Raw genomic sequence first — 14,476 nt, 5'->3', positions numbered from 1 at the left:
GACTCTAGCGGGTGGGCCTGATCATCAGGCCCACCCGCTGGCCAACGGGCACATCGCGGTTCGGGAACACGATGCCTTCGGGTGTGTCGCCTACGGTGTAGCGGGTGTCGTTGTCTTCCCAGATGACCGTGCCTGGATCGTACATGGTGAAGTTGGCGACGTCGTCTGGCACGTGGAATCGGAAGCTGTCGCCGGTGTTCAGGATTTCGTGCACCACTTCAAACACCGTTATCGGTGCTGAGGTTGTGTCTTTTTTCGGCAGCGCCTCGCCTTTGAGGCGCCGTCGCAGAGCGTTGGCAATCCCTGTGAACCGGCTGAGATCGTTATGCCCGAAAGGCTTCACCTTGCCGAGCTCGACGGTGAAACTTTCCGCCCCGAGTTCGGAGGAGGAAAACGAGGCGAAGGTGGTGCCTTCACGATGCTGCAGTAGCAGGGTTTCCACCTCCGCTTCAAGCAGGAAATCAATCTGCCCTTCCGGAATGCCCCGTCCCTCCACATACGGATAGAGTGCGAACTTCTCCCGCAGTGACGGGCGAATGGCGGTGTGCAGGTCATAGTGGCACAGGTTGGCGGGGTGCTTCGTTGCAAAGGCTTTGCATGCATCCTCCAGCAGCCGGGCCCGCTCCGCCTCGGGAAAGTTCCGGTATTCCGGTTTACGGTGGGCGCCACCGAACAGGCGGTTGAGGTTCACGTCGATAAAGCGCTGACCGGCGTCCATCGCCGGTGGGTTGCCGAGAATCAACAAGGCCGGGCAGGCCAGTTGCCATTGGCCGTGGATCAGCTCATTCAGAAGATGGTTTAAAACCTCGATGGGTGCAGTTTCATTACCATGAATGCCAGCGGACACGATCAGCGATTCGTTATTGGGGTTGTTGCGACCAGCAGGGGGTTCCAGATAGAGGAGACCGGAGTCCTGTAGCTGCAGCCCCGTGCCGTCGTTCAGAACAACAATTTTTTCAGACGCAGCGTGCTCTGCTCGTGCGAGCGTGTGAGAAAGCCAATCAAGGCCGGGACCAAAAATCATTTCACCTGCGCTCCGGGCTCACTTACGCTTTTTGATGGGTCAGCCACTAACCGGCCGCTGATGCTGCAGCAGGTAGTTTTCCAGCTTGCGGAAGGCAAACACCAACATGAACGTTAAAACCATATACAGCAGTGCCACAAAAATAAACGCATCAAAGGGGGCGTAGAACCGGGAATAGATGTTCCGCGCTGCCCCGGTAAGGTCCACCAGGGTCACTACGCTGGCAATGGCACTGGCGTGAAGCATGAAAATGACTTCATTGGAATACGCCTGTACGCCCCGCCTGGCCGCACTCGGAAGGATAATTCGCCGCATCCGTAGTGCCCAGCTCATGCCATAGGCCTTTGCGGCCTCTATCTCGCCACTGGGAGTGGCTACGATAGCGCCTCGGATGATTTCCGTGGTGTAGGCGGCGGTATTCAGGGTGAAGGCCAGCAGGGCCGGGTAGAAGGCTTCACGGAAGATGTCCCACCAGAAGGTTTGCTGGATGCCCTCGATCTGAGCAAGGCCGTAGTAGATGATGTACAGCTGGATTAGCAGTGGTGTACCGCGAAAAATGTAGGTGTAGAACCAGACCGGGCCGTTAATCAGGGGGTTCTTCGAGGTGCGCATGATCGCCAGGGGAACGGCGACCAGCAGGCCCAGGATCAGTGACAGAAAAACCAGTTGCACGGTGGTGACCAGCCCGCCCCAGTATTCCATGATGGTGGGGGCAGTGAAGATATCGTTCTGGCTAAGCAGTTCAGCAAGAAAATCAGGCATGGTTCAGCTCCCCTGTACCACGCCAATATTGGCGCGCTTGTTGAGCCACTTGATAAACAGCTCGGAACCGGCTGTCAGGCTGAGGTAGACAAACGCCACCGGAATAAAGAAATGGAACGGCATGCGTTCGGCCTTGGCGGCTTCTTCGGCCACCCGCACCATATCAGTCAGGCCGATGATGGAGACCAGCGCGGTGGTTTTGAGCAGTACCTGCCAGTTGTTGCCGATACCGGGCAGGGCATGGCGCAGCATTTGCGGCAGTATGATTCGGTGAAAAGTGCGCCAGCGGCTGAAGCCGTAGGCACGGGCTGCTTCAATCTGGCCGCTTTCCACTGCGAGAAAGGCGCCACGGAACGTCTCCGCCATGTAGGCGCCGAAGATCAGACCAATGGTGATGACGCCGGCAATAAAGGGGTCAAACTGGAAGAAGAAGTCTATGTCGTAGGCGTCGTAGAGGTAATCCGACAGATTGTTAACAGCGACCTGACCGCCATAATAAAACAGCAGCATCATGACCAGATCCGGTACGCCACGGATCAGGGTGGTATAGGTGGTCGCAATCCCAATGGCTACCCGGCTTTTGGACAGCTTGGCAGAAGCGCCAATCAGCCCTAGCACCAGCGCGAGAGCAAGGGAAAAGAAGGCCAGTTCGATAGTGACCACAGCCCCATCCAGCAGGGCCGGGCCGTAGCCTTTCAAGTCAATCATGGGTACATCCGATAAGCGGGGGCAGCGACAACCGCTGCCCCCCAGCCATTTTTACATCTTGACGTCGTAAGCGAAGTACTTTTCCATGATGGTGTCGTAGGTACCATCTTCCTTCAAGGTGGCAAGCGCCTCGTTCACTTCCTGCGCCAGCTCCTCGTCACGCTTGCGCATGGCAACGCCCACGCCCTGGCCGAGTTTGACCGGCTCGCCAACTTCCTTGAAGCCATCTTTGCTCAGCACGGTCTGCTCGCCAACGGGGTAGTCGACAAAGACCACGTCCAGGCGCTGGCCTTCCAGGTCAAGGACCATGTCGTCAGCGGTGGTGTAGCGCTTGATGCTCACAACGCCACCCATTTCCTCGGTCACAAAGGTATCCATGGTGGTGCCGCGCTGAACGCCAACGGTCATTCCTTCCATGGCGGCCATGTCGGTGACGTCGGTGTTGAAGCTCTCGGGGCCGAACCAGCCACCTGGAGTGTTGTAGTACGGCTCGGAGAACAGTACACGTTCAGCACGTTCGGGCGTGATGGACATGGAGGACATGATCAGGTCGAACTTGCGCGCCAGCAGGCCCGGAATCATGCCATCCCATGCCTGTATGACGAACTCGCAGTTGGCGCTCATCTCTTCACACATTGCTTCGGCCAGTTCCACTTCGAAACCGGTCAGATCGCCGTTTTCATCCTTGTATTCGAACGGCTCGTAGGGCACGTCGAAGGCGATGCGAAGGTTACGTTCCTGGGCGTGGGCGACACCGGCCATCATGGCCAGGGCGACGCTTGCTGCAACAATCAGTTTTCTCATGAGTCACTTCTCCAGTAGTCAGCCTTGTGGGCTTTATTATCGGCAGTGGTCTGCCTTATTTTGCTGGTTTTGGCGTTTACTTACGGGGCGGGTCTGCCCCGACAAGGAAACATGGTTTCAAGATAGCATTGCACGTCAGAACTTGGGAGCCAGAAACTGTTTCATTCGTTCCGAGTCCGGATTGTCGAAGACTTTGTCCGGTGTGCCTTGCTCCTCGATCACGCCCTGATGCAAAAACAGGACCTGGGATGACACATCCCGCGCAAATGACATTTCGTGGGTCACCACGATCATGGTTCTGCCTTCTTCCGCGAGGTTCTGCATAACCTTCAGCACTTCGCCAACGAGCTCGGGATCAAGAGCGGAGGTAGGTTCGTCGAACAGCATCACTTCCGGTTCCATGGCCAGGGCCCGGGCAATGGCCGCCCGCTGCTGTTGGCCGCCTGACATCTGGGCCGGGTAGTAGTCCTTGCGCTCATAGATGCCTACCTTTTCAAGGTAGGCTTCGGCCCTTTCGATGGCTTCTTTCTTGGGCACCTTGAGTACGTGAATAGGGGCTTCAATGATGTTTTCCAGAACGGTCATGTGGGACCAGAGATTGAAGCTTTGGAAAACCATGGAAAGCCGGGCGCGAATCAGTTCAACCTGCTTGTTGTCCGCTGGAATTCGCTCGCCCTTGCGGTTGGTGGTGAACCGAATCGGGTCGCCATGCACGATAATGTCGCCGGAGGTGGGCGTTTCGAGCATATTGATGCAGCGCAGAAACGTACTTTTACCGGAGCCGGAGCTGCCGATCAGGGAAACGACATCCCCTTTTTTTGTTTCCAGTGAAATGCCTTTAAGGACTTCCAGTTGATCAAAGGTCTTGTGGATGTCCTTGCAGATCAGAGGCGCTGAATCCGCCATAGGTGGCTCCCGAGGCTATATAACAAAGGCGCAAGTTTTACGGGCTGTGGATGCGGAAATCAATCCCCCTAAAGCGGGGTTTTGCCGTTTTTTACCACACATACCGCATGTTAATTGTGGATTATTGAACGTTTGATGCAAGCTTTTTGCCGTTTATGCCCGTTGTGTTGGCTTCTCCGGTGTTGTCGATGCGTGCAGCGAAACCCGGATAATGGCGGTTCCCTGTTGCTCGATCGTGCGCATGGCGTCACTGACAAAGCGCACATGGGCCATGGCGATTCGTTTTGCCGCTTCGGGCTTTCCCGCCATTACCGCCTGGTAGATTCGCTTGTGCTGCCGGGAGATCTTGTTACGCATTTCCTCACGGGGATTCAGGTTGGCCACGGAGGCTTCCACCGTCAACAGCATGAGGTTCTTCAACCCATTCAACACATGCACAAGTACCGGGTTGTGGGACGCTTCCACGATGGCCTGATGGAAACTGTGGTCCGGCCGGGCGTTGGTGAGCGGGTCGGTCTGTTCGAGTGCGGAATAGGCCTTGGTGATACGATGGAGGTCCTGTGTAGTGGCGCGTTCTGCGGCCAGGTAGGCAGCCTGTCCCTCCAGTTGTTCCCGTACTTCGAGCAGGTCGTACAGGGTGCGTGGGTGACCGGTAAACATCTGCAACAAAGGGCTGTCTTCACCGTCCTCCTCACTACCGGGCACAATTCGGGCCACAAAGGAGCCTTTACCATGTCGGGTTTCTATTACGCCCCGCCCCTGTAACTCGTGCAGTGCTTCCCGGATGATGGCCCGGGACACGCCAAGTCGGGTGGCCAGTTGTCGTTCCGACGGCATCTTCTGTTCCGGTGCCAGCCCGCCGTCGAGAATGAGCCGTTCGAGTCGATAGGAGATTTCCTGTGCGATTGCCATGATGTTTCCTGCCAGGAGTCACTGGTCAGACCAGTCGTTTTTATCGTGCCTTGAATTAAAGAAACCCTTTCGGGACCAGTAAATATGGCTCATTACAGCGTTTTCGTCTATCGGGCATTTACAAAACTGGTCTGACCAGTTGGCAATGTTCTGGACTAAACCCGGCAGGACTACGAATATCGGTCTAATGCCGGCCGTTACCGGCGTTGACCTGACCCCCGATAAAAACAAAGTCAACGGAGATGTGTCGATGATTACCAATAAGAACAGCGAGCAGTTAAGTGCTCCGGATACGCAGGCTGGAAATGTAACCCCGAGGAGGGGTTTCCTGAAGTCAGTTGCCCTTGCCGCTGCCTTCTGCGGTGTCGCGCTTGCGGGCGCCAGCCAGGCTCAGGCCGCAACCACCTGGAAGATTCAGTCGGTATGGGACGCTGGAACCGTAGGCTATGACCTGTTCGAGGAATGGGCCAACAGCATGAAGGAAAAGTCCGGTGGTGAGCTGATCATCAAGCCCTATCCGGCCAAGTCGGTTGCTGCGGACAATAACGCCCTCTTCGAGGCGGTTCGCAACGGCGTTCTGCAGGGCATGAATCCGTTCACCCTGTACTGGTCCGGCAAGATTCCGGCCTCGGTTTTCCTGTCATCCTACCCTGCTGGTCCCGACCAGCCGCACCAGTGGGACATCATGTTCTACTCCATGGGCATGCTGGAAAAAACCCGTGAGATCTACAAGAAGTTCGGTCTGTTTTACGTCGGCCCGATTCAACACGATGCCAACATCATTCACTCCAAGAAGCCGGTCAACAGCCTGGCGGATATGGAAGGTATGAAGATGCGTGTGCCCGGTGGCATGGTCGCTGAGGTGTTCCAGCAGTTTGGTGTGTCCACGGTGAGCCTGCCGGGTTCGGATATTTTCCCCGCTCTGGAGAAGGGTACCATCGATGCCGCTGACTACGTTGGTCCTGCCGTGAACTACGAGTTGGGTTTCTCCCAGGTGACCGACTACATCATGTTTGGGCCTCCTGGTGTGATGTCCATCTACCAGCCGGTGGACCTGATGGACCTGACCGTCAATCTGCGTGCCTGGAATGCGCTGGATCCGGAACTTCAGCAGTTGGTTGAGGACGAGGTTCGCATATACTCCCAGAAGCACTACCTGACCATTCAGAAGCGCAATATTGAAGCGATGGAGAAGTTCAAAGAGGATGGCTCTACGGTGACTCGTCTGAGCCAGGAAGACTTGGAAAAGTTCCGGAAGGCTGCCATCCCGATCTGGTTCAACTGGGCCGGCAAGAACGATGATGCCCGGGCAATTCTGGATATCCAGCTTGAGTACATGATGAACGAGACCGTTGGCTACCTCAACGAAGAAGACATCAAAGGCATGTAAGCCTGCACAACCATAATAAACCGATCACGGGGAAGGCAGGGAGTGCGCCGACGGCACGCTCGCTGCCTTCCCCGCTCTGTGATTAAAGGTGATAAAACATGTCTGATCTGAGTGCGTTCGGCTTTGTATTGCCTCACTGGTTCTACTGGGGCTGGCTGGCGGTAATGCCGTTGATCATGATGGCGCTGGACCGTTGGTTGTCCCAACGTGGTGTGGAAGCCATCGATAAAAATGCCGAGGCCAACGAGAAGCTTCAACAGATTGAAGCGGAACTGAAAAAAAGCGTCGATTACAGTGATGCGAGTAACTGGTTCACCAAGGCGGTGGATTGGATCAGTGAGAAATCCGGTGTCTTTATTTCCTTCTGGACCGTGAACGCGGTGGTGTTCTATTTCTTCGAAGTGGTGATGCGCTATTTGTTCAACCAGCCCACCATCTGGGTACACGAAGCCAGTTTTCTGCTGTTCGGCATGCAGTACCTGATGGCGGGTGCGTTTGCACTGCTTCACGGTTCCCATGTGCGGGTTGACGTAGTTTACAACTTCTTGCCACTTCGGGGCCGCGTAGGCATGGATATTTTCACGTCCATGTTCTTCTTCATGTTCGCGATTGCGTTGATGATTACCTCCTGGACCTTCCTTGAGAACTCTTATTCCATGGACGAACGAACCGTTGAGACATGGGGCATTCAGTACTGGCCGGTGAAGGGCGTAATGCTCCTCGGATCGACGCTGTTGTTCCTGGCGGGCCTGTCCAAGCTGCTCAAGGACATCACTATCTTCGTTAAACTTGGCCGGGAGCAACACGCATGAGCTCAGATACCATGACCAACCAGGGGACCGGTTCCCTGATCGGTAAGCTCGGCACCTGGCTGATGATTATCGCCACGGTTGCCCTTGCTTTTGTCGTGCTGGTGGAAGTAATCAATATTCTGTTTTACGACCCCTGGAGCGACGAAAAATTCCTGTTCAAGCTGTCCGGCCTGTTGTCGGATGTGAAGATCGGCCCGCTGACCTACATCATGTTCGGCTCGCTGGCCGTGCTGTTGATGATGGGGTTACCCCTGGCCTTTGTGACGGGTGGTCTGGGCGTCGCGTTTATCTATCTGGTGGGTGACTCGATGATGCTGAACATCATCCCCAGCCGGATCTTCCCGATGATGACCAACTCGGACCTGGCCGCGATACCGCTGTTCATCTTCATGGCGTCCATGCTGGAACGTGCTGGCCTTATCGAAGAAATGTTCAACGTGGTCTACAAGTGGATGGGCGGCCTTGGCGGCGGCCTGGCCATTGCAACCATACTGGCGTCCACGATTCTGGCCGCTATGGTTGGGGTTATTGGTGCGGCTGTGGTGACTATGGGCATTATTGCGCTACCTGCGATGCTCAAACGCGGATACGACCAGAAGATCGCGTTGGGCTCAATCATGGCCGGGGGCACGCTGGGCATCCTGATACCGCCTTCAATCCTTGCGATTCTTTATGCGGTTGTCGCGCAGCAGTCAGTGGGCGAGCTTTACCTGGGATCGGTGATTCCGGGGCTGATCCTGTCGTCGCTTTATATCCTTTACGTGGGCATCCGCGCGAATATCAATCCAAAACTCGGGCCGCCGGTACCGGAGGAAGAGCGGATTGGGTTGAAAGAAAAACTCCTGTTATTGAAAGACCTGATCGCACCGCTTTTCCTGGTTTTCCTGGTGCTGGGTTTGCTGTTCGGCGGTATTGCCACTCCGGTGGAAGCTGCGGGTATTGGCTCCTTCGGCGCAATCCTGGTGGCCATAAAACACAAAGTGTTCTCAGTTGCCACGCTTCGCGATGCGTCGGTAACCACCGCCAAGGCATCGGCGATGGTGCTGTGGATCATGTTTGGCGCGTCGGTGTTTGTGGGGTTCTATATCCTGCAGGGTGGGCAAGACTTCATTACCGAAACCATTCTGGGTATTGGTCTGTCACCCTACGCTGTCCTGCTGCTGCTGATGGTTCTGCTGGTGGTGCTGGGTATGTTCCTTGACTGGGTTGGTATTCTGCTGCTGGCGGTGCCCATTTTCATCCCGATTGTCGAGGCTCTGGAATTCCCCGGCCTGCTGGGTTTCCCGCCAGTGCCCGGCGAGGATGTGGTGCTGTGGTTTGGTGTGCTCTATCTGGTGAATATGCAGATGTCGTTCCTCAGCCCACCTTTCGGTTATGCACTTTTTTATATTCGGGGCGTGTGTCCGCCGGATATCACCATGGGCACGATCTTCAAATCGTCCCTGGTATTTCTTGCCATCCAGTCATTCGGTTTGTTTATCTGTGTGCTCATTCCGGGCGTCGTTACCTGGCTGCCCAATTTGGTTTATGGCTAAAAAGAGGAGTAATTGCTCATGTTGACGGTTAAACGACTTGATCTGGCGGACGCCAGGGTATTGATCGAAGGTGCAGCCGAGAAGGCGCGCGAAATTGGTGTACCCATGTGCATCGCGATTACCGACGAGTCCGGTAATTTGATCGCGTTCGAACGCATGGACGGCGGCAAGATCACCAGCGTGACCATTGCCCAGGACAAGTCCTTCACTGCATCGGCGGCGAAAAAGGCGACCCACGATTACAACGCCGTGAACGTGCCCGGCAAGCTGGCTTTCGGCATCCATACCGAAGTGGGTGGGCGTATCAGCTCTGTCGGTGGTGGCCTGCCGGTGATGGTCGATGGCGAGGTTGTAGGTGGTATCGGTATCAGCTCCGGCACTCCCCAACAGGATATGGACTGTGCCCAGGCAGGGATTGATCACTTTGAAACCAAACGCGGTTGATGGCTGTCTCACTGAAAGCCATCACTTCCAGAGAATGATATGAACAGCAAACCGAAAATCAGCGCAGCGGAGCTGGCGGAACAGTTCCGCGCGTTCATAGACCCGGACTTCGTCATCACCGATGACGAAACCATGAAGCCCTATGAATGCGATGGCATGTCCATGTACTGCGAGATGCCAATGCTCGTGGTGCTGCCGGAGACCGCCGAACAGGTGCAACGGGTGATGCGACTCTGCAACGAGCACGAGGTGCCCGTGGTGGCCCGTGGTGCCGGAACGGGCCTGAGTGCCGGTGCCATGCCGCACAAGGAAGGCGTGGTGTTGTCGCTGGCCAAGTTCAACCGCATCCTCGACATCGACCCGCTGGCGCGAACGGCCTTACTGCAACCGGGTGTGCGTAACCTGGCGATCAGCGAGGAGGTTGCTCAGTACGGTCTCTATTACGGGCCGGATCCGTCTTCGCAGATCGCCTGCACCATTGGCGGCAACGTGGCGGAAAACTCCGGCGGCGTGCATTGTCTGAAATACGGTTTGACCGTTCACAACATTCTCAGCGTGGAAATGATCACTGCCGAGGGTGACCGGGTGACTGTCGGCAACGACGCTCTGGACGCCTGTGGCATGGATCTGTTGGCGTTGATGACCGGGTCTGAGGGATTGCTGGGCATCGTCACCAAGGTGAAAGTCAAGCTGTTGCCGAAACCGGAAATTGCCCAGGTGGTGATGGCCGGCTTCGACAGTGTGCAGAAAGCTGGTGATGCCGTAAGCGGGATTATCTCCCACGGCATTATCCCCGGTGGCCTGGAGATGATGGATGGCTATGCCATTGTTGCAGCGGACGATTTTGCACAGGCAGGTTACCCGCGTGAGGCGAAAGCATTGCTGCTGTGTGAGGTGGACGGCACCGAAGAAGAAGTCCATGAACACATCGAGCAGGCCGAGGACGTGTTCCGAAAATTGGGTGCTACGTCGGTCAAAACCTCCCAGAGCGAAGAGGAGAGGGCGCTGCTCTGGAAGGGTCGTAAGTCTGCGTTCCCGGCCGTTGGACGAATTTCGCCTGATTACTACTGCATGGACGGCACCATTCCACGCCGGCATCTGGCGCACGTGCTGCTGGAAATGGAGAGAATGTCCGAGGAGTTCGGCCTGCGGGTCGCTAACGTCTTCCACGCCGGCGACGGCAACCTGCACCCGCTGATCCTGTTCGATGCAAACGTGCCCGGAGAGTTTGAGCGCACTGAAGCGTTTGGCAGCAGTATTCTCAATCTATGCGTGGAAGTGGGCGGCTGTATCACCGGTGAACATGGCGTAGGCGTTGAAAAAATCCGCCAGATGGCCGTGCAGTTCAACGACGAAGAACTGCAGCAGTTCCACGACGTCAAAGCGGCGTTCGACCCGGCTGGCATTCTCAACCCTGGCAAGGGCGTTCCCGCCCTGCGTTTCTGCCAGGAATACCGCTCACTGGAGCATAAACAACACAAGCACGACACGGTGGACGCGGCGCATGGCTGATCTGTCTCAGAAGCTGCAGGAGCAGGTTCTCCAAGCCCGGAAGACGGGCCAGAAACTGAATATCGAAGGCGGCGATACCAAGGCCTTCATGGGGCGGGCCGCCGACACCGATGCAGGCTCTCTGAAAATGAGCGAGCACACGGGGATTGTTGAATATCATCCTGTGGAACTGATATTGACCGCACGTGCCGGCACCACCCTTGCGGAAATCGAAGCCACCCTGGCCGAAGAAGGCCAGTGCCTGCACTTCGAACCGCCCAGGTTTGGTGATGGTTCCACCCTCGGTGGCACACTCGCCTGCAATCTGTCTGGCCCTGCACGGCCCTGGTCCGGTTCGGTACGGGACCAGGTGTTGGGCATTCGCATGCTCAACGGAAAAGGTGAACACTTGCGCTTCGGCGGCCAGGTGATGAAAAACGTGGCTGGCTACGACACCTCCCGACTGCAGGCCGGCGCCATGGGCACGTTGGGAGCGATCACCGAAATCAGCCTCAAAGTCATGCCCAAACCGGCGATGTCCCTGACCCTGGTGCAGGACATGGCGATGGACGATGTCATCCACTACATGAACAGCCGCGCCAAAGAGCCCAAGCCCATCACCGGCGCTGCCTGGGTGGATGGCAAAGTGTATCTGCGACTCGCTGGCGCCAAATCCGCCGTGGAGGCTACCGCCGAAAAATGGACCGGTGAGGTCATCGAGCAGGGCGACAAATTCTGGCAACAACTGCAACACATGCAGCACGAATTCTTTGCCGGTGATGGCCCACTTTGGCGCTTCTCCGTGGGCTCCACCGCCGAAAACCCGGACCTCGACGGCCCCTGGCTGATCGACTGGGCCGGCTCCCAGCGCTGGTACCGAGGCGAAGCTGATATCGCCAAACTGGAAACCATAGCCCAACGCGCCGGTGGCCAGGTAAGCCTGTTCCGCGGCGGGGATCGCACCGATGAGGTAATGCACCACCAGCCGAGGGCTTTAAAGGAAATCCAGCAACGACTGAAAAAGTCGTTCGATCCCGACGGTATTTTTAACCCCGGGCGACTGTACAGCTGGCTTTAATAATTTAGTCCGGAATCTGATTTGTGGCTGTGAGGGCTGCGAAGATGCCGGGGAAGTGAGCGGGTAGGGCGTCTCTGAAACTGTACGGAGCCATGGATGGCGGAGTCCAAGCGTCACATGGATGTGCCGAAGGAGCGTGTTTCAGAGGCGCCCTATCCGCTCACTTGTGCACCAATATTCAGAAAGCAGGTAAATAATGCAAACCAATCTAGTCCAACAATTCGCCAACACCCCAGAAGGCCAGGAAGCCGAATCCATCCTTCGCGCCTGCGTGCATTGCGGCTTCTGTACCGCCACCTGCCCAACCTACCAGGAATTGAACGACGAACGCGACGGCCCCCGCGGCCGCATCTACCTGATGAAAATGTTCCTGGAAGGCGAAGAAGTCACCGAAAAATCCCGCGAACACCTCGACCGCTGCCTCACCTGCCGCAGCTGCGAAACCACCTGCCCATCTGGCGTGCAGTACGGCCGCCTGGTCGACATCAGCCGGGGCCTGATGGAACAGGAAATGCCAAGGCCGCCCAAGGAGCGCTGGATACGCTGGTCGCTGGCACGGGTACTTCCTAACCGTCGACTGTTCGGAATTCTGCTGCGCATGGGGCAATTGTTCCGCCCGGTATTACCATCCGTATTGCGCACCAAAGTACCGCCCAGGAAAAAGGCCAGCCCTTGGCCGGCTGCCAGCCACGACCGCATCGTACTGGCCCTTGCCGGTTGTGTTCAGCCCTCTGCCACGCCCAACACCAACGCCGCGGCTGCCCGGGTGCTCTACAAACTGGGCGTCACCATGGTGGAAGCACCGGAAGCCGGATGCTGTGGTGCGGTGAACCATCACCTCTCAGAACACGATCAAGCCCTTAACGCCATGCGCCGCAACATCGACGCATGGTGGCCCGCCATCGAAGCCGGCGCCGAGGCCATCATCATGACCGCTTCCGGTTGCGGGGCGATGGTTCAGGAGTGCGGTCATCTGTTAAAGGATGACCCGATGTACGCCGCCAAGGCGCAGAAAGTCAGCGACATGACCATCGACCTTGGCGCCTTCCTGCTTGAACAGGATCTGGAAAAACTGAAGGTGCCCCAGGGAGCCGGCAAGGTGGCTTTCCATTGCCCCTGCACCTTGCAGCACGCCATGCAGCAAAACGGCGTGGTGGACCAGGTATTGCGCAAGGCCGGCATTGATCTGGCGGAAACCAAGGAGAAACATCTGTGCTGCGGTTCCGCCGGCACCTACTCCATTCTCCAGCCCAAGCTCAGCCAACGCTTGCTAAACAACAAGCTCAAGGCGCTGACTGTAGATAATCCTGACCGCATCGTCACGGCCAATATTGGCTGCCAGATGCATCTCGAAACCAAGGCGCAGGTGCCAGTTCAACACTGGATCGAGCTTCTGGATGCGTGATTTGAGGGCCAGGGAGCACCCTGGCCCTCTCACTCGCTGGCGGTTTTGTTTATAATGCCCGCGCCGACACACAAACCACAGGGAGTGGAAACCGATGCCATGGAGGCCGGCCGCAGTTCTTTTATTTTTCGTCATCCCCGCCATTTCATCAGCCCAAAAAATGTACACTTGGATTGATGATCAGGGCGTTGCGCACTTCACCGACATAAAGCCTGTGGCGCGTGAACACGAGCATGTGGAGCTCAAGCGCCCCTCGCTTGTTCCCATGCGGGAGAACATCACCCGAGGCAAGCGTGTAAGCACCATCAACAAGCAGGTGAATCGTAGTCTTGAAGCCGGTAGTGGCGGCAGGCGAACGCTATCCGAAAAACAGGAAGCCCGCGAGCGCGAGCGTAAAAACGCCCGCTGTGAGAAGTATCGGAAAAAACTGGACCGAATCCAGAAACAACTGCGCGCCGGATACTCCAATGACCAGGGCAACCGCCTTAGGCGACAGCGCCGGGAAGTCAGCCAGAAGCTCTCGCGGGAGTGCCTGCTTGGCTGAACTTGCATAGAACGTGAACGTGGTTGAGATCAGGTAGACGGTGTAGCCGAGGAAGCAATGGGCCATACGGATAGCCATTGTGCTCGCCTTTTGTGCCAGTCTGAAGGCGAAACCAATGAGAGGATGAGGCGCGGAAAATGTTGGTTTTTCTGGGAGCCAGATACGACAAAGCCCACGCTAGGGTGGGCTTCATCTGAATTCTAATGGTGCCCGGAGGCGGAATCGAACCACCGACACGGGGATTTTCAATCCCCTGCTCTACCGACTGAGCTATCCGGGCGTGTTGCGGTGCTGCTGCAACGGGGCGCTATTAAACCGGTTTAGGTTGCCTGAGTCAAGGCCGTTCCAGGAAAATTTTCATAGGCGCTTCCACAGGTTGGCGGCTTACTTCTCCGGTGGCACGTACCCTTCGGCCTGGTCGAACGGCTCGTTGTTGAAAAAGCGTTCCATCTGCGCCTGCAGGTACTTGCGGGTGTTGGGGTCCATCAGGCTCAGGTGCTTTTCGTTGATCAGCATGGTTTGCTGAGCCTGCCATTCTTCCCAGGCTTTCTTGCTGACGTTTTCGTAGATGTCTTCGCCTTTCTTGCCGGGCATGGGGGGGAAGTCCAGCCCTTCAAGGTCTTCCTGGTATTTGCGACAGAATACGGTGCGGCTCATGTCT

15 protein-coding genes and 1 tRNA gene are annotated in these 14,476 nt (G+C 56.6%); 8 read left to right on the top strand and 8 right to left on the bottom strand.

From position 1 onward, the window contains the following. Positions 1–4: 4 nt before the first annotated feature. The 6 genes from astE to AC0B60_RS15410 all read right to left on the bottom strand — a co-directional run bounded on the left by astE (position 5) and on the right by AC0B60_RS15410 (position 5,116). Positions 5–1,024, bottom strand: a complete 1,020-nt coding sequence (gene astE, locus AC0B60_RS15435; RefSeq protein WP_465086759.1) for a succinylglutamate desuccinylase — start codon at positions 1,022–1,024, stop codon at positions 5–7. Between the two features lie 39 nt (positions 1,025–1,063). Continuing rightward, complete coding sequence (locus tag AC0B60_RS15430) at positions 1,064–1,786, bottom strand: ABC transporter permease (protein ID WP_465086758.1); 723 nt, start codon at positions 1,784–1,786, stop codon at positions 1,064–1,066. Between the two features lie 3 nt (positions 1,787–1,789). Continuing rightward, entirely contained in the window at positions 1,790–2,494 is a 705-nt protein-coding gene (locus AC0B60_RS15425; protein ID WP_465086757.1) for an ABC transporter permease, read from the bottom strand. 51 nt (positions 2,495–2,545) lie between these two features. After that, positions 2,546–3,298, bottom strand: coding sequence for a transporter substrate-binding domain-containing protein (locus AC0B60_RS15420; RefSeq protein ID WP_465086756.1), 753 nt, complete (start codon positions 3,296–3,298; stop codon positions 2,546–2,548). 135 nt (positions 3,299–3,433) lie between these two features. After that, the gene (locus AC0B60_RS15415) at positions 3,434–4,204 is read right to left on the bottom strand and encodes an ABC transporter ATP-binding protein (RefSeq protein WP_036208721.1); all 771 of its coding nucleotides are present in this window, start codon (positions 4,202–4,204) and stop codon (positions 3,434–3,436) included. Positions 4,205–4,357: 153 nt separating this feature from the next. Continuing rightward, positions 4,358–5,116 carry an FCD domain-containing protein gene (locus AC0B60_RS15410; RefSeq protein WP_465086754.1) on the bottom strand — a complete coding sequence of 253 codons (759 nt, stop codon included), beginning with the start codon at positions 5,114–5,116 and terminating at the stop codon, positions 4,358–4,360. 250 nt (positions 5,117–5,366) lie between these two features. Here AC0B60_RS15410 and dctP point away from each other — a divergent pair, with 250 nt between their 5' ends. The 8 genes from dctP to AC0B60_RS15370 all read left to right on the top strand — a co-directional run bounded on the left by dctP (position 5,367) and on the right by AC0B60_RS15370 (position 13,815). Beyond that, positions 5,367–6,506, top strand: a complete 1,140-nt coding sequence (gene dctP / locus AC0B60_RS15405) for a TRAP transporter substrate-binding protein DctP (protein WP_465086753.1) — start codon at positions 5,367–5,369, stop codon at positions 6,504–6,506. Between the two features lie 98 nt (positions 6,507–6,604). Continuing rightward, entirely contained in the window at positions 6,605–7,318 is a 714-nt protein-coding gene (locus tag AC0B60_RS15400) for a TRAP transporter small permease subunit (RefSeq protein ID WP_465086751.1), read from the top strand. Further along, entirely contained in the window at positions 7,315–8,853 is a 1,539-nt protein-coding gene (locus AC0B60_RS15395; RefSeq protein ID WP_465086750.1) for a TRAP transporter large permease, read from the top strand. Before AC0B60_RS15400 ends, AC0B60_RS15395 begins: the two co-directional genes overlap by 4 nt. An 18-nt stretch (positions 8,854–8,871) precedes the next feature. After that, a complete protein-coding gene (locus AC0B60_RS15390; RefSeq protein WP_465086749.1) occupies positions 8,872–9,297 on the top strand; it encodes a GlcG/HbpS family heme-binding protein in 426 nt (141 codons plus the stop codon). A 39-nt stretch (positions 9,298–9,336) separates the two neighbouring features. Further along, positions 9,337–10,809, top strand: coding sequence for an FAD-linked oxidase C-terminal domain-containing protein (locus tag AC0B60_RS15385; RefSeq protein WP_465086748.1), 1,473 nt, complete (start codon positions 9,337–9,339; stop codon positions 10,807–10,809). Continuing rightward, positions 10,802–11,866 (top strand): glycolate oxidase subunit GlcE, encoded by a 1,065-nt coding sequence (gene glcE, locus AC0B60_RS15380; protein WP_465086747.1) that lies wholly within the window; start codon positions 10,802–10,804, stop codon positions 11,864–11,866. The genes AC0B60_RS15385 and glcE overlap by 8 nt, the downstream gene beginning before the upstream one ends. A 196-nt stretch (positions 11,867–12,062) precedes the next feature. Then, positions 12,063–13,271 carry a glycolate oxidase subunit GlcF gene (gene glcF, locus AC0B60_RS15375; RefSeq protein WP_465086746.1) on the top strand — a complete coding sequence of 403 codons (1,209 nt, stop codon included), beginning with the start codon at positions 12,063–12,065 and terminating at the stop codon, positions 13,269–13,271. Between the two features lie 94 nt (positions 13,272–13,365). After that, on the top strand, positions 13,366–13,815 hold the full coding sequence (locus AC0B60_RS15370) for a DUF4124 domain-containing protein (RefSeq protein ID WP_465086745.1): 450 nt from the start codon (positions 13,366–13,368) through the stop codon (positions 13,813–13,815). 204 nt (positions 13,816–14,019) lie between these two features. On the opposite strand, the gene AC0B60_RS15365 is transcribed toward AC0B60_RS15370, so the two are convergent. Both AC0B60_RS15365 and AC0B60_RS15360 read right to left on the bottom strand, forming a co-directional pair. Further along, positions 14,020–14,095, bottom strand: a tRNA-Phe gene (locus AC0B60_RS15365). A gap of 104 nt (positions 14,096–14,199) precedes the next feature. Beyond that, positions 14,200–14,472 carry an oxidative damage protection protein gene (locus AC0B60_RS15360; protein ID WP_465086744.1) on the bottom strand — a complete coding sequence of 91 codons (273 nt, stop codon included), beginning with the start codon at positions 14,470–14,472 and terminating at the stop codon, positions 14,200–14,202. Positions 14,473–14,476: the final 4 nt, after the last annotated feature.

The organism is Marinobacter sp. V34 (genome assembly GCF_055524115.1).
This window is presented reverse-complemented; position numbering and strand designations above follow the sequence as displayed.

Bases quoted from the DNA above. Each gene is read 5' to 3' on its own strand.
- astE (WP_465086759.1), bottom strand. From the start codon at position 1,024: ATGATTTTTGGTCCCGGCCTTGATTGGCTTTCTCACACGCTCGCACGA.
- AC0B60_RS15430 (WP_465086758.1), bottom strand. From the start codon at position 1,786: ATGCCTGATTTTCTTGCTGAACTGCTTAGCCAGAACGATATCTTCACT.
- AC0B60_RS15425 (WP_465086757.1), bottom strand. From the start codon at position 2,494: ATGATTGACTTGAAAGGCTACGGCCCGGCCCTGCTGGATGGGGCTGTG.
- AC0B60_RS15420 (WP_465086756.1), bottom strand. From the start codon at position 3,298: ATGAGAAAACTGATTGTTGCAGCAAGCGTCGCCCTGGCCATGATGGCC.
- AC0B60_RS15415 (WP_036208721.1), bottom strand. From the start codon at position 4,204: ATGGCGGATTCAGCGCCTCTGATCTGCAAGGACATCCACAAGACCTTT.
- AC0B60_RS15410 (WP_465086754.1), bottom strand. From the start codon at position 5,116: ATGGCAATCGCACAGGAAATCTCCTATCGACTCGAACGGCTCATTCTC.
- dctP (WP_465086753.1), top strand. From the start codon at position 5,367: ATGATTACCAATAAGAACAGCGAGCAGTTAAGTGCTCCGGATACGCAG.
- AC0B60_RS15400 (WP_465086751.1), top strand. From the start codon at position 6,605: ATGTCTGATCTGAGTGCGTTCGGCTTTGTATTGCCTCACTGGTTCTAC.
- AC0B60_RS15395 (WP_465086750.1), top strand. From the start codon at position 7,315: ATGAGCTCAGATACCATGACCAACCAGGGGACCGGTTCCCTGATCGGT.
- AC0B60_RS15390 (WP_465086749.1), top strand. From the start codon at position 8,872: ATGTTGACGGTTAAACGACTTGATCTGGCGGACGCCAGGGTATTGATC.
- AC0B60_RS15385 (WP_465086748.1), top strand. From the start codon at position 9,337: ATGAACAGCAAACCGAAAATCAGCGCAGCGGAGCTGGCGGAACAGTTC.
- glcE (WP_465086747.1), top strand. From the start codon at position 10,802: ATGGCTGATCTGTCTCAGAAGCTGCAGGAGCAGGTTCTCCAAGCCCGG.
- glcF (WP_465086746.1), top strand. From the start codon at position 12,063: ATGCAAACCAATCTAGTCCAACAATTCGCCAACACCCCAGAAGGCCAG.
- AC0B60_RS15370 (WP_465086745.1), top strand. From the start codon at position 13,366: ATGCCATGGAGGCCGGCCGCAGTTCTTTTATTTTTCGTCATCCCCGCC.
- AC0B60_RS15360 (WP_465086744.1), bottom strand. From the start codon at position 14,472: ATGAGCCGCACCGTATTCTGTCGCAAATACCAGGAAGACCTTGAAGGG.